The organism is Azoarcus sp. PA01 (genome assembly GCA_001274695.2).
In the GTDB taxonomy this organism is placed as follows: Bacteria; Pseudomonadota; Gammaproteobacteria; order Burkholderiales; family Rhodocyclaceae; genus Aromatoleum.
In genome coordinates, this window is the sequence record LARU01000002.1 from 1,779,647 (window position 1) to 1,792,402 (window position 12,756).

The window sequence follows — 12,756 nt, forward strand, 5'->3', positions numbered from 1 at the left end:
CCTCCGTAGCGGCGGCGGGCGGCGCGCTGCCGCATCATCTTGCCCTTTCAACGCCGGTAAACCTTTCCGAAGCTTAGACCACCGGATGGCATCCGGCCGCCGCGGCGCAGGCGCGACCGCGGGCGGAGAGCGCCGGAGCATTCGGCGCGCAGCGGGAATGAAACAAAGGCTTGCGGGCGTCGGCGGCGATCGCGGTTATCGTCGGGCCTCCCCGGCAGGGTGCGAGGCAAGTCGCCGGCATCGCCATCACAGGGAGAAATCGTCGATGGGAGCACGAAAATCCGGCTGGGTCGGCGTGTGGTTCGATCTCGCCCGGACGACGGCCCGCGCGTCGGGAAAGATCAACCGGGCGGCCGGCAAGGCGACGGCGAAGCGCGCCGGACCGGCGCTGCGCAAAGCTGCGACGCAGCTCTTGACCGGCGTCGCGACGCCGACGCCGCCTCCCGCGACGCGCGGCGGCGGGCTTTGGGAAGTCGGCCGCTGGGGCCTCGGGCCGATGGCGATGCGCCGCTATCGCCTGTACCTGCCGCCGGGCGTGCGCGGACCGCTGCCGCTCGTCGTGCTGTTGCATGGCTGTGGCCAGGATTCGGCGAGTTTCGCGGCGACGACGCGCGCCGCGGCGAACGCCCGTGCCGGAGGCTATGCGGTGCTGTTGCCCGAGCAGGCGTCCGAGGCGAACCCGAACCGCTGCTGGAACTGGTTCGGGCGCGAGCCGGTCGTCGCGACCGAGGCCGCGATCCTCAAAGCCATCGTCGACCACGTCTGTGCCGCCCACCGCTTGCGCGCCGACCGGGTGTTCGCGCTCGGCCTGTCGGCAGGGGGCGCGATGGCGCTGACGCTCGCGCTGCGCTATCCGGCGCTTTTCGCCGCCGTCGGCACGCACTCGGGCGCCGTGCCGCACAGCGCGTCGTCGGCGCTGCAGGCCGGGCACGCGATGCGCGGCCGGCGCTCGCCCGAACTCGCTGGGCTGCGCCAGCGGCTCGGCGGGCGCCGCCTGCCGCCGCTGATCGTGATCCACGGCGACGCCGATCGCAGCGTCGCCTGGGCGAACGCCGAGGAGTCCGTCGCGCTTTGGCTCGGGCTGATGGCGCCGGTCGTCGCGTCGGCGGGAATTTCCCGTGCGGCGCGGCGCGGCGCGCGCCATCCATACGCGGTGACCGACTGGAAGCGCGACCGTCGCGCCTACGTGCGGATGATCCGCGTCGCCGGGCTCGGCCACGCGTGGAGCGGCGGGGCCGCGAAGCAGGCTTTCTCCGATCCGCGCGGACCCGACGCGTTGAAGCTTTTCTGGCGCTTCTTCGACGCGTGTGTCGCGTGACGCAGTGGCGGATGCAACGGGGCAACAGGCCCGGGCGAGCGGGCTAAAGAGTGTGGCGTTCTTCGGCGCGATGCCGCGACGCGTCGTTCGCCGCGTCAGCGTTTTCGCGGTGGTACACCGGCGTCACCGTCACGACGCCAGGGAGTTCCCGCATCCAGCTGATCAGTTCCAGCGTGTCGGAAAAACGCGTGCAGTCGCTGATCACGGCGAGCTTGCCTGCCGGGTTGATCGTGCAGATGTCGAGCTCCGGCACTGCCGCGATTGCGCGGGCCACTTCCGCAGTACGTGCGGGTTCGGTCTCGACGAGAATGCCGGGGACATGCTCCGGAAAATCGTCGGCGACCAGCGGCGGCGCACTCTCGGTCGCAGAGCCGGGTCGCGCGCTGAAGCTCCTGAAGAGGAAGTGGAGCGCGACCGGCAGCAACGCGAGCGCCGGGTTGACGACAACGCCGAGAAAAACACCTGCCAGCGCGAGAAGAATCAGGCGCGGAAGCTGGTGTTGCCTCTTCCAGGGGGAACTCGATCGTGCATCCATTGCCATCGCTCCAGAACAAGGCTTGCTGTCCAGAAGCGCGAAGCGGCGATGCCGCCTGCATGCCTCCGGTCGCCCGGCGCGCCATTGTAGACGCTCCCTGTGCATTCGCGGGGTTGCGTTGGGCCCGCCCGGCCCTACCGCGGAAAGCCATGTGAAGGATACAGCTTAATGGGTATTCGATATGTCAACAACGAGTAGGTTCATGCGGTAACGAACGCCACTGAGCGTGCACCGGGGACAGATCCACCGCCTGGAGGGACGCTGGGAGCAGGTTCACGCGAACTCATGCCGCTGTCACGAGGTTGCGCGACGATCGCGGCGTGCGTGCGCTTTCATGCTCCATATGCGCTTGGATCAGCGTGCGCGCGCAGAATTCCTCACTCCGTCCTTTCGTCAGGCGGTTCGACGCCACCGCTGCGCACGATTGCCGGCAAGGCATCGGGACTGCGGCGCTCCGCGGGGAGCTTCGCGATGCCGGCGAGGTCCGGGAGGCGGTGCGCGATGCCGACATGGCAGTCGATGCAGGTGCGCGTGCCGCTCGCGAGCGAAGTCGAATGCGCACGGTTCGCGCGCGGGCTCTGGCGCGTGAAGTCCATGTATTCGAACTTGTGACAGTTGCGGCATTCGAGCGAATCGTTCGCTTTCAGCCGCTTCCATTCGTTCGACGCGAGCTGCAGGCGCAGCGCCTCGAACTTTTCCGCTGTGTCGATCGTGCCGAAAAGCTTGCCCCAGACTTCTTTCGAAGCCTGCATCTTGCGCGCGATCTTCGACGTCCAGCGGTGCGGCACGTGGCAGTCCGGGCAGGTCGCGCGCACGCCGCTGCGGTTCGTGAAATGGATTGTGCCCTGCAGCTCCTGGTAGACGTTGTCGTGCATCTCGTGGCAGCTGGTGCAGAACGTTTCGGTGTTCGTCGCTTCGAGAGCCGTGTTGAACGCACCCCAGAACATGACGCCGCCGATGAAGCCGCCGATCGTCAGGAAACCGAGGCTGTAATGGACCGCAGGGCGCCGGATCACCTGCCAGTAACGGCGCAGCAGGCGGATCATCGTTGCTCCGGCTGGCGCGGCGACGCCGGCTCCGCTTCGCCGGGCGGCACTGAAGGCGAACTGCCGCGGCGCAGCATCGTTTCGACGTCGACGAAACGGTTGTCGACGAGCGGATTCACCGGCGCCTGCGGAACGTGGCACTGCAGGCAGAAGTAGCGCCGCGGCGACAGCTCGGCGAGGAAATTGCCGTCACGGTCCTGGAAGTGCGTGACGCTGATCATCGGCGCCTGGCTTTGCTCAGTGCGCGTGCGGGCATGGCAGAACATGCAGCGGTTCGCGCTGCGGTCGAGCTGGTAGCCTTCGATCTTGTGCGGCACGACCGGCGGCTGCATCGCGTACGCGCGCGAGCGGCGCACGTCGCTGTTGTCCGGGTTCGTGAGCGGCTGCGGCGTGGCCTCCTCGGGGATCGGAACGTTGCCGCGCATGCGGTCGTAATGGCCGGGCAGATCGGAAGGCACTAGCCGCTGCGCGAGCGTCGCGGCCGGCGCGAAGGCGAGAGCGGCGCACACGACGACGAGGCTGACGGGACGCATCACAGGAAGGGCGCGCATTGCGTTCTCCTACGCCTTGCGGATGTTGATCGCGCATTTCTTGAAGTCGGTTTGCAGCGAAATCGGGCAGGTCGCGTCGAGCGTCACCTTGTTGATCAGCTGGCTCGCGTCGAACCACGGCACGAACACGAGGCCGGGCGGCGGCTTGTCCCGCCCGCGCGTCTCGACGCGGGTCTTCATCGCGCCCCGCCGCGACACCAGCTCGACTGCGTCGCCGCGGCGAAGGCCGAGCTTGCGGGCGTCCTCGGGGTGCATGAAGCACACCGCGTTCGGGACTGCGCGATGCAGCTCGGGCACGCGTCGCGTCATCGAGCCGGAATGCCAGTGCTCCAGCACGCGGCCGGTGCATAACCAGAACGGGTAGTCGTCGTCGGGCTCCTCGGCGGCGGGCTCGTACGGCAGCGCATAGAGGACCGCCTTGCCGTCCGCGTGGCCGTAGAAGCGCACCTCTTCGCCGGCCTTGACGTACGGATCGTAGCCTTCGCGGTAGCGCCAGCGCGTCTCGCGGCCGTTGACGACCGGCCAGCGCAGCCCGCGTGCTTCGTGATACAGGTCGAACGGCGCGAGGTCGTGGCCGTGGCCGCGGCCGAACTCGGCGTATTCCTCGAACAGGCCTTTCTGGATGTAGAAGCCGAAAGCTTCGGCTTCGTCGTTCAGGTAGCCGGACCCGATCTGCGAGTTCGGGAAGCGGTCGACGCTGCCGTTGCGAAAGAGCAGATCGAACAGCGTCTTGTCGCGGAACAAAGGCGCCTGGTCGAGCAGCTCCTTCGGCCACACTTCGTCCATGCGGAAGCGCTTCGAGAATTCGGCGAGCTGCCACAGGTCCGAGCGCGCCTGCCCCGGCGCCTTGACGAGCTGGTGCCAGAACTGCGTGCGCCGCTCGGCGTTGCCGTACGCGCCTTCCTTCTCGACCCACATCGCGGTCGGCAGCACGAGGTCGGCGGCGAGCGTCGTCACGGTCGGGTAGGCATCCGAGACGACGATGAAGTTCTCCGGGTTGCGATAGCCGGGATAAGCCTCTTCCATGATGTTCGGCGTCGCCTGCATGTTGTTGTTGCACATCACCCAGTACGCGTTGAGCTTGCCGTCCTTGAGCATGCGGTTCTGCAGCACCGCGTGGTAGCCCGGCTTGTCCGGGAGCGTGCCCGGGGGCAGCTTCCAGATGCGTTCGGCGCTCTGGCGGTGCTCGGGATTCGTCACGAGCATGTCGGCCGGCAGGCGGTGCGAGAACGTGCCGACTTCGCGCGCGGTGCCGCACGCCGACGGCTGCCCGGTCAGCGAGAACGGGCCGTTGCCCGGCGCCGAGATCTTGCCGGTCAAGAGATGCAGGTTGTAGAGCAGGTGGCTGCACCACGTGCCGCGCGTGTGCTGGTTGAAACCCATCGTGAAGAACGACACGAGCTTCACCGCCGGGTCGGCGTACAGCGCGGCGAGCCGTTCGAGGCGCTCGCGCGGCACGTGCGACAGCTCGGCGACGGTGTCGAGGTCGTAGCGGCTGACGAAGGCCGCGTACTCGTCGAACGTGATCGGCTTGCCGCCGCCTGGGTCACCGACATTCTTCGCCTGCTGCAGCGGATGTTCGGGGCGTAGCCCGTAGCCGATGTCGGTGTTGCCGAGCATGAAGCGCGTGTGCCGGTTCACGAAATCGCGATTCACGCGGCCGCTGCGGATGATGTGATGCGCGATGTAGTTGAGGATCGCCAGGTCGGTCTGCGGCCGGAACGTCAGCGCGACGTCGGCGAGGTCGTAGCAGCGATGCTCGAACACCGACAGCACCGCGACTTTGACGTGCGGCGCCGACAGCCGGCGGTCGGTGACCCGGGTCCACAGGATCGGGTGCATCTCGGCCATGTTCGAACCCCACAGCACGAAAGCGTCGGCCTGCTCGATGTCGTCGTAGCAGCCCATCGGCTCGTCCATGCCGAAAGTGCGCATGAAGCCGGCGACTGCGGAAGCCATGCAGTGGCGCGCGTTCGGGTCAAGGTTGTTGGTGCGAAAACCGGCTTTCATCAGCTTCAGCGCGGCGTAGCCTTCCCAGATCGTCCATTGCCCCGAGCCGAACATCCCGACCGCGCTCGGGCCCTTGTCGCGCAGCGTCTTCTTGAACTGCGCGGCCATGACGTCGAACGCGCGCTCCCACGACACCGGCTGCAGTTCGCCGTTCTTGTCGTATTGTCCGTTCGTCTGGCGCAGCAGCGGCTCGGTGAGGCGGTCGGCGCCGTACATGATTTTCGACAGGAAATAGCCTTTCACGCAGTTGATGCCGCGGTTCACCTCGGCGTTGCTGTCGCCGTGCGTCGCGACGACCTGGCCGTCCTTGACGCCGACATTGACGCCGCAGCCGACGCCGCAGAAACGGCACGGCGCCTTGTCCCATTTGAGCTGCGTCAGCGTCGCGTCGGTGACGACGTTCTGGCCGAATGCGTCAGGCGGGATTCCGGCCGCGACGGCGGTCGCGGCAGCGGCCGAGTGCTTAATGAACTCCCGGCGGGTCAGTTTCATCGGACAACTCCTCTTCCATCGCGGCGGCGCTTTCGGCGTGCTGATAGACCAGCGCGACGTTCAGCACGCCGGGCAGCGCACGGATGCGGTCGATCAGCGCGAGCGTCGCTGCGGCGCTCGGGCATTCGCTGACGACGACCACCCGGTCGGCCGCAGCGGCCCGCACGTCGAGTCCCGGTATCGCGTCGATCGCTGCCGTAACGCTCGCGGCGCAGTCCGGGCGCGCCTGCACGAGAATTCCGGCGATGTGCACTTCGCGCATCGCGGCGACTTCGGGTAGCGCGCTTGGCGGAGACATCACTAGGCCGTCGGCAGCCGGCCGGACAGCAGCTGGTACATCCAGACGAGGAAACCGTAGCCGCCGACGACGATGACGGCGAGCACCGGTGCAGTAACGACGGCGAGGAACAGGAAGCTGCGCAGCTCTTCCTGCGGCGTCGAAGGCGGAGGAGCCGAGGAAGGCGTTTGCGATCCAGGCGATACAGGCATGACGGTCTCCGGTAGCGGGTAACGGGATTCGTCGATGACGACAAAGCGTTGCGCCAGCAATCGACGGACCTGAGGCCCGATGCCGGCGGCGGCAGGCGCCGGCCGCCGGTGATGACGCCGGAGCGGTAGGAACTGCAAAAAGCCGGTAAGTTTTCCCGCGGCGAGGCGCAGGGATCAGGAGCCGGCCGGATCGACTCGCGCGCCTTTCTCGGTCAGCAGCGCGCGAAGAATCGAGCGATGGCAATGCGATTCGTCGGCGCAATAGCAGCCGACGGAAAAGTTCGCACTGTGCGACAGGGCCGCGAGCACGTCGAGCGAGCGGCTGTTGTCGGGCGTCGTCATCTCGGCGCGGTAGTGTTTCGCGAAAGCATGCCAGTCGGCGGGCGTGACGGCATGGTGCGCCATTTTCATCGTCGCGACGCTCGGCGCGAGGTTCGGATACCAGACGTCGTACCAGTCGCGCGACGCGAACTCGGTTTTCGGCACGCCGCGCGGCGGGCGGCGCACCGTCCCGATGCGCAGCCCTTCCTCGGTGGCGCGCGGCGTGCCGAGCCGCACGATACGAACGACCATCGCTGCCTCCTCGTGTGTTGCCGGGAAGCTCGCCGGCGGGCGGGCGGCCCCGCGGCGAGCTTCACCGTTCCTTATAGACGAGCCTGACTTCGTCGGCACCGTGCAGCCGTTCGAGGCGGCGCACGGTGAAGTGGCCGCGGGCCATGTCCTGGAAGTGGTCGATGAACAAAGTGTTGATCACCGCGCCGCCAAGCGCGCCGACGACCGGCACGGCCTGTGCGGCGACTTTCTGCGAAACGGTGATCGAAAAACGCGACGCGACCTGGGTGATGAGCTGCACGATCGCCGGCGCGCCGCGGGCGATCGTGCCCTGCTGCGCGGCGTATCGCGCCGCTTCGGAGACCGCTTTCGCCATCGCCGCGCGCGCCGCGAAGTATCCGGTTTCGGCGGCGTCGTCCTGGCCGGATTTCCCGCCCAGCGCGAGCACCTGGATGCACTGCAGGCGCGCTTCGGCCGAACCGAGGTCTTCGCCTTCGCTGCGCGCGATCTCGGCGATCGAGCGCAGCATGATCGTCGTCGACAGCGGCAGCTCGATCGCCAGCGCCGCGAGGCCGAACGCGCCGCCCGCCGCGCCGGTCGTCCCGACTGCGAGCTTGTGCCAGCGGTTCGAGGTCGTCGACGTCGTCTCGGCCGGTTCGCGCTCGAGCGTGCGCAACGCGACGTCGAGCGCGCTCTCGATCGCCTTGCGCGTCGCGTTCATCACTGCCGTGTTCCAGCTCTTCGGCAGCATCGCGAAGCCGCGCTCGATCGGCGAGCCGACGACGTCGCTGATGCGCGCGGCCAGCCCGGGGTTCTCGAGCAGCGCGCGCGCCTGGCGCAGGTCTTCGAGGTCAGCGGCGGTCAGTCCCATGCGTGGCTCCGGTATCGAAGGTCAGAGGGGCGGCGGGGAAGACGGTTCCCTCCCGGGCCCCCGGCACGCGTGGCGCGTTGCGTCGGTTTGCGCGGCAGTTTATCTTCGCAGGCTTTGCCGTTTCCCGATACGAGCCCGAAGATGCCGATGAAACCCGTGCAGCTTTTCCGCGCAAACCCCGGCGCCGGTGCTGCGAAGTGCCGCCCATGAGCGTGCAGCTCGAACTCGGCCTGCGCGACGTGGCCGCGCTCGGCCAGGTGTTCACGCCCGAGCCGGTCGTGCAGGCGATGCTCGCGCTGCGGCGCAATCGCGGTCGGGTGCTCGAGCCGGCGTGCGGCGACGGCGCGTTCCTGCGCCACTTGCCCGGCGCGGTGGGTATCGAGTTCGACCGCACGCATTGCCCGCCGGGCGCGCTGAACGAGGACTTTTTCGCCTATCCGGTCGCCGAGCGCTTCGACACGATCATCGGCAATCCGCCTTACGTGCGCTTCCAGGACATTCCGCCGGCAACGCGACGGCTGCTGCACGCGGAACATTTCGACGGGCGCTCGAACCTGTACCTGTTCTTCATCGAGAAGTGCGTGCGCCATCTCGCGCCGGGCGGCGAGCTGATTTTCATCACGCCGCGCGATTTCCTCAAGGGGACGTCGGCAGTGAAGCTCAACCGGCTGCTGTTCGCTGCCGGCACGATCACCGACGCGATCGAACTGGGCGACGCGCGGGTGTTCGACGACGCGGTGCCGAACTGCCTGATCTGGCGCTTCGAGAAGGACTGCTTCGTGCGCGACATGCGCTATGCGCAGATCGGCGTCGCCGACCGGCTTGCCGCGGCGCTCGCCGCGCCGCGCTGGCAGGCTCGCCACCTCGTCGAATGCGCCGGCCACCTGATGTTCGCGCGCGGCGACTATCCGCTGCGGCTGTCGGACGTCGCGTTCGTCAAAGTCGGCGCGGTGTCCGGCGCGGACGACCTGTATGCGGGCGCGGCGGGCGCAAACCGCGATTTCGTCTGCTCGGCGACGCTCCGGACCGGCGAGACGCGGCGCATGCTGTGGATCGCGCCCGGTGATCCGCCGCCGCCGGCGCTGCTCGCCCACAAGGCGCGGCTGATCGCGCGGCGCGTCCAGCCTTTCGACGAGTCGAACTGGTGGCACTGGGGGCGCGGCTACCATCAGTCGGAGCAGCCGCGGGTGTACGTCAATGGCCGCACCCGCACGCCGCGGCCGTTTTTCCTGCACGCCTGCCGCCATTACGACGGCGCGGTGCTGGCGGTTTTCCCGCGCCGCGCGGACATCGACCTCGCGGCGTTCCGCGACGCGCTGAACGATGTCGACTGGGCCGATCTGGGTTTCGTCTGCGATGGCCGCTTCCTGTTTTCGCAGCGCAGCCTCGAAAACGCGCCGCTGCCGGAGCACTTCCGGGCGTTCGCCGCGGTCTGAGTGGCGTGGGAGCGCGCCACGCCGGCTGGTGTAATATTGGTTGCAATTCACTTGCCGCGGCACGTCCGCCTGCGGACTTTCCCGAGAAAAGCTCATGGTTCCTCATCTGACTACCGCGCTGACCGGCCCGCTTTTGGAACTGGAAAAGCGCTTCCTCGACCATGCGACCGAAATCGAACGCTGGATGCGCGTGCAGTGGCAGGATCACCTGCCGCCGTTCTACGGCTCGACGGATCTGCGCAACTCCGGATTCAAGCTCGCGCCGGTCGACCTGAACCTGTTCCCGGGCGGCTTCAACAACCTCAATGACGCTTTCATGCCGCTGTGCGTGCAGGCGGCGCAGGCGGCGATCGAGCGCATCTGCCCCGATGCGCGGCAGTTGCTGCTGATCCCGGAAAACCACACGCGCAACCAGTTCTACCTGCAGAACGTCGCGAAGCTGGTGTCGGTGCTGCAGCTCACCGGGCTCGACGTGCGCCTCGGCTCACTGCTGCCCGAAATCACAGCGCCAACGACGCTCGAACTGGCGAACGGCAGCACGCTGACGCTCGAGCCGCTCGAGCGGCACGGCGCGCGCCTCGGCCTTGCGGGCTTCGAGCCGTGCGCGGTGCTGCTGAACAACGACCTGTCGGGCGGCGTGCCGGCGATCCTCAAGGGACTCGACGACCAGTGGCTGATCCCGCCGCTGCATGCGGGCTGGCACGTGCGCCGCAAGTCGATCCACGCCGCCGTCTATGATCGCGTCGCGCGCGATTTCGCGTCGGTCATCGGCATCGACCCGTGGCGCATCAACCCCGAATTCGGCGTGTGCAGCCAGATCGACTTCCACGAACGCGCCGGCGAGGAACGCCTCGCCGACGAGGTCGACACGCTGCTCACGCGCATCCGCGAGAAATACCGCGAATACGAAGTCACCGAGACGCCGTTCGTCGTCGTCAAGGCCGATGCCGGCACTTACGGCATGGGCGTGATGACGGTGCGGGACGCGTCCGAAGTGCGCGGCCTGAACCGCCGCCAGCGCAACAAGATGAGCGTCGTCAAGGAAGGCCTCGAGGTGCACGAAGTCATCATCCAGGAAGGCGTGCATACGTTCGAGACCGTCGACGACGCGGTCGCCGAGCCGGTCGTCTACATGATGGACCACTACGTCGTGGGCGGCTTCTACCGCGTCCACACCGAGCGCGCGCGCGACGAGAACCTCAACGCGCCGGGCATGCACTTCAAGCCGCTGGCGTTCGAGACCTGCTGCTCGCTGCCGGACTGCCGCCAGGGGCCGGACGCGGCGCCGAACCGCTTCTACGCGTACGGGGTCGTCGCCCGGCTCGCGCTGCTCGCGGCGTCGATCGAGATCGAGGAAACGATGCCGGCCGAAGCCGAGCTGGCGGCGTGAATGAACCATCCCGATCGAATTCCGGGCGAGCGCGCGGTGCCTGAGCCGAAAGTGCAGCCGTCGCGTCCGCTGGACCTCGCCTTCATCCTCGACCCGCTGCATGGCCTCAAGGCCTACAAGGATTCGAGCATCGCGATGATGCGCGAAGCCGCGGCGCGCGGCCATCGCGTATCGGCGATCCAGCGCGAGGCGCTGACCTGGCGCGAAGGCGTGGTCGCCGCGCGCAGCCACGCGATCCACACCCGGGCCGACGAGCGCGGCTGGTACGAAGCGGGCGACGAGGCGTCGCTGCCGCTCGCCGCGTTCGACGCGGTCGTGATGCGCCAGGACCCGCCGTTCGACTTCGAATACATCACCGCGTCCTGGCTGCTCGAACGCGCCGTCGCCGGCGGGGCGCGCGTCTTCAACGATCCGCGCGCGATCCGCGACCATTCGGAGAAGATCGCGATCACCGAATTCCCGCAGTTCACCGCGACGACGCTGGTCGCGCGCGACGCGGCCGACATCGACGCGTTCATCGACGAGCTCGGCGACGTGATCCTCAAGCCGCTCGACGGCATGGGCGGCAGCCAGATCTTCCGCGTGACGGCTTCCGATCCGAACCGCAACGTCATCGTCGAGACGCTGACGCACGAAGGCCGCCGTACGATCATGGCGCAGCGCTATCTGCCGGCGATCGCCGACGGCGACAAGCGCGTGCTGATCATCGGCGGCGAAGTCGTGCCGTATGCGCTCGCGCGCATTCCGAAGCCCGGCGAGACGCGCGGCAACCTCGCTGCCGGCGGACGCGGCGTGGCGATGCCGCTGACCGAGCGCGAGCGCGAGATCGCCGAATTCCTCGCGCCGGTCCTGTGGCAGCGCGGCCTGATGGTCGTCGGCCTCGACGTCATCGGCGGCCACCTGACCGAAATCAACGTCACGAGCCCGACGTGCTTCGTCGAGATCGCCGCGCAGACCGGTTTTTCGGTCGCCGGGCTGTTCGTCGACAAGCTCGAACAGGCCTGCGCCTGATGCGCGGATGGCACAGGCTGGCCCGCCTCGGCGCGGCGTGGGTCGCGCTGGGGTGCGTCGTGCTCCTCGGGGCATGCAAGCAGCCGCAGCTCTTCCATCAGGAAGCCTATGTGTTCGGCACGCGCGTCGATCTCACCGTGTACGGCGAACCGCACGAAGTCGCGGCCGAGGCGATGGGCGCGGTGCTGCAGGAGTTCGACCGCCTGCACCGCGCGTACCACGCGTGGCAGCCTTCGGAGCTGACGGCGCTGAACGAGGCGATCGCGCGCAGCGAAGCCGCCGTGGTGTCCGCCGAGCTCGCGGCGATGCTGACCGACGCGCAGCGCCTGTCCGCGGCCGGCGACGGGCTGTTCAACCCGGCGATGGGCGCGCTGATGGGCCTGTGGGGCTTTCACGCCGACGAATTCGTGCCGCGCCTGCCCGATCCGGCGGCGCTGCGCACGGTGATCGAAGCGCGACCGCGCATGTCGGACCTCGTCATCACCGGCAAGCGCGTCGAGAGCCGCAATCCGGTCGTGCAGCTCGATCTGGGCGGTTACGCGAAAGGCTACGCGCTCGACCGCGCCGTCGCGATCCTGCGCGACAAGGGCATCGACAACGCGCTCGTCAATATCGGCGGCAACGTCATGGCGCTCGGCAAGAAAGGCGACACGCCGTGGCGCCTCGGGCTGCAGCATCCGCGCGAGCCGCAACCGCTCGCGACGCTGCCGCTGTACGACGGCGAGGCGATCGGGACGTCGGGCGACTACCAGCGCTATTTCGAACTCGAGGGGCGCCGTTATTCGCATCTGCTCGATCCGCGCACCGGCATGCCCGCGACCGGCAGCCAGTCAGTGACGGTGCTCGTCACGCCGCGCGAGGACGCCGGCACGCTGTCGGACGCGGCGAGCAAGCCCGCTTTCATCGCCGGCGACGACTGGCGCGAATACACGCGCCGCTACGACATCGACCACGCGCTGCGCGTCAGTGCCGACGGGCGCGTCGAAGTCACCCGCGCGCTGCGCGCCCGCCTCCAGTTCCCGTCCGACACGCCGGGCGTCACGGTCGTCGAATAG

Annotated in this window: 13 protein-coding genes; 5 read left to right on the plus strand and 8 right to left on the minus strand. The window is 68.2% G+C overall.

Going from position 1 to position 12,756, the window contains the following annotated elements:
• Window positions 1-265 precede the first annotated feature (265 nt).
• Window positions 266-1,318, plus strand: a complete 1,053-nt coding sequence (locus PA01_09155; protein KON81732.1) for a PHB depolymerase family esterase — start codon at window positions 266-268, stop codon at window positions 1,316-1,318.
• A 43-nt stretch (window positions 1,319-1,361) separates the two neighbouring features.
• Here PA01_09155 and PA01_09160 read toward each other — a convergent pair whose 3' ends face one another.
• The 8 genes from PA01_09160 to PA01_09195 all read right to left on the minus strand — a co-directional run bounded on the left by PA01_09160 (window position 1,362) and on the right by PA01_09195 (window position 7,864).
• On the minus strand, window positions 1,362-1,853 hold the full coding sequence (locus tag PA01_09160; protein ID KON81733.1) for a chaperone NapD: 492 nt from the start codon (window positions 1,851-1,853) through the stop codon (window positions 1,362-1,364).
• A 377-nt stretch (window positions 1,854-2,230) separates the two neighbouring features.
• Complete coding sequence (locus tag PA01_09165; protein ID KON81734.2) at window positions 2,231-2,896, minus strand: cytochrome c3 family protein; 666 nt, start codon at window positions 2,894-2,896, stop codon at window positions 2,231-2,233.
• Entirely contained in the window at window positions 2,896-3,450 is a 555-nt protein-coding gene (locus tag PA01_09170; GenBank protein ID KON82416.2) for a nitrate reductase cytochrome c-type subunit, read from the minus strand. The genes PA01_09165 and PA01_09170 overlap by 1 nt, the downstream gene beginning before the upstream one ends.
• A 9-nt stretch (window positions 3,451-3,459) precedes the next feature.
• Window positions 3,460-5,952 carry a periplasmic nitrate reductase subunit alpha gene (gene napA / locus PA01_09175; GenBank protein KON81735.1) on the minus strand — a complete coding sequence of 831 codons (2,493 nt, stop codon included), beginning with the start codon at window positions 5,950-5,952 and terminating at the stop codon, window positions 3,460-3,462.
• Window positions 5,924-6,250 carry a chaperone NapD gene (locus PA01_09180; protein KON81736.1) on the minus strand — a complete coding sequence of 109 codons (327 nt, stop codon included), beginning with the start codon at window positions 6,248-6,250 and terminating at the stop codon, window positions 5,924-5,926. The genes napA and PA01_09180 overlap by 29 nt, the downstream gene beginning before the upstream one ends.
• Window positions 6,251-6,252: 2 nt before the next feature.
• Window positions 6,253-6,441, minus strand: coding sequence for a periplasmic nitrate reductase, NapE protein (napE, locus tag PA01_09185; protein ID KON81737.1), 189 nt, complete (start codon window positions 6,439-6,441; stop codon window positions 6,253-6,255).
• A 174-nt stretch (window positions 6,442-6,615) separates the two neighbouring features.
• Window positions 6,616-7,014, minus strand: a complete 399-nt coding sequence (locus tag PA01_09190; protein ID KON81738.1) for a DUF488 family protein — start codon at window positions 7,012-7,014, stop codon at window positions 6,616-6,618.
• Between the two features lie 61 nt (window positions 7,015-7,075).
• Window positions 7,076-7,864 (minus strand): EcsC family protein, encoded by a 789-nt coding sequence (locus PA01_09195; GenBank protein KON81739.1) that lies wholly within the window; start codon window positions 7,862-7,864, stop codon window positions 7,076-7,078.
• Between the two features lie 206 nt (window positions 7,865-8,070).
• On the opposite strand from PA01_09195, the gene PA01_09200 reads away from it, so the two are divergent.
• From PA01_09200 to PA01_09215, 4 genes are all read left to right on the plus strand, one after another.
• Window positions 8,071-9,300: a class I SAM-dependent methyltransferase gene (locus PA01_09200; GenBank protein KON81740.1), complete on the plus strand. Its 1,230-nt coding sequence runs from the start codon at window positions 8,071-8,073 to the stop codon at window positions 9,298-9,300.
• Window positions 9,301-9,394: 94 nt separating this feature from the next.
• Window positions 9,395-10,690, plus strand: a complete 1,296-nt coding sequence (gene gshA / locus PA01_09205; protein ID KON81741.1) for a glutamate--cysteine ligase — start codon at window positions 9,395-9,397, stop codon at window positions 10,688-10,690.
• The gene (gene gshB, locus PA01_09210; GenBank protein KON81742.1) at window positions 10,691-11,701 is read left to right on the plus strand and encodes a glutathione synthase; all 1,011 of its coding nucleotides are present in this window, start codon (window positions 10,691-10,693) and stop codon (window positions 11,699-11,701) included.
• Entirely contained in the window at window positions 11,701-12,756 is a 1,056-nt protein-coding gene (locus PA01_09215; protein KON81743.1) for an FAD:protein FMN transferase, read from the plus strand. The genes gshB and PA01_09215 overlap by 1 nt, the downstream gene beginning before the upstream one ends.

What these genes read in the sequence shown, in the direction of transcription:
- PA01_09215 (KON81743.1), top strand. Translation starts at nt 11,701, where the DNA reads ATGCGCGGATGGCACAGGCTGGCCCGCCTCGGCGCGGCGTGGGTCGCG.
- napE (KON81737.1), bottom strand. Translation starts at nt 6,441, where the DNA reads ATGCCTGTATCGCCTGGATCGCAAACGCCTTCCTCGGCTCCTCCGCCT.
- PA01_09180 (KON81736.1), bottom strand. Translation starts at nt 6,250, where the DNA reads ATGTCTCCGCCAAGCGCGCTACCCGAAGTCGCCGCGATGCGCGAAGTG.
- gshA (KON81741.1), top strand. Translation starts at nt 9,395, where the DNA reads ATGGTTCCTCATCTGACTACCGCGCTGACCGGCCCGCTTTTGGAACTG.
- PA01_09200 (KON81740.1), top strand. Translation starts at nt 8,071, where the DNA reads ATGAGCGTGCAGCTCGAACTCGGCCTGCGCGACGTGGCCGCGCTCGGC.
- PA01_09155 (KON81732.1), top strand. Translation starts at nt 266, where the DNA reads ATGGGAGCACGAAAATCCGGCTGGGTCGGCGTGTGGTTCGATCTCGCC.
- gshB (KON81742.1), top strand. Translation starts at nt 10,691, where the DNA reads ATGAACCATCCCGATCGAATTCCGGGCGAGCGCGCGGTGCCTGAGCCG.
- PA01_09190 (KON81738.1), bottom strand. Translation starts at nt 7,014, where the DNA reads ATGGTCGTTCGTATCGTGCGGCTCGGCACGCCGCGCGCCACCGAGGAA.
- PA01_09170 (KON82416.2), bottom strand. Translation starts at nt 3,450, where the DNA reads ATGCGCGCCCTTCCTGTGATGCGTCCCGTCAGCCTCGTCGTCGTGTGC.
- PA01_09160 (KON81733.1), bottom strand. Translation starts at nt 1,853, where the DNA reads ATGGATGCACGATCGAGTTCCCCCTGGAAGAGGCAACACCAGCTTCCG.
- napA (KON81735.1), bottom strand. Translation starts at nt 5,952, where the DNA reads ATGAAACTGACCCGCCGGGAGTTCATTAAGCACTCGGCCGCTGCCGCG.
- PA01_09195 (KON81739.1), bottom strand. Translation starts at nt 7,864, where the DNA reads ATGGGACTGACCGCCGCTGACCTCGAAGACCTGCGCCAGGCGCGCGCG.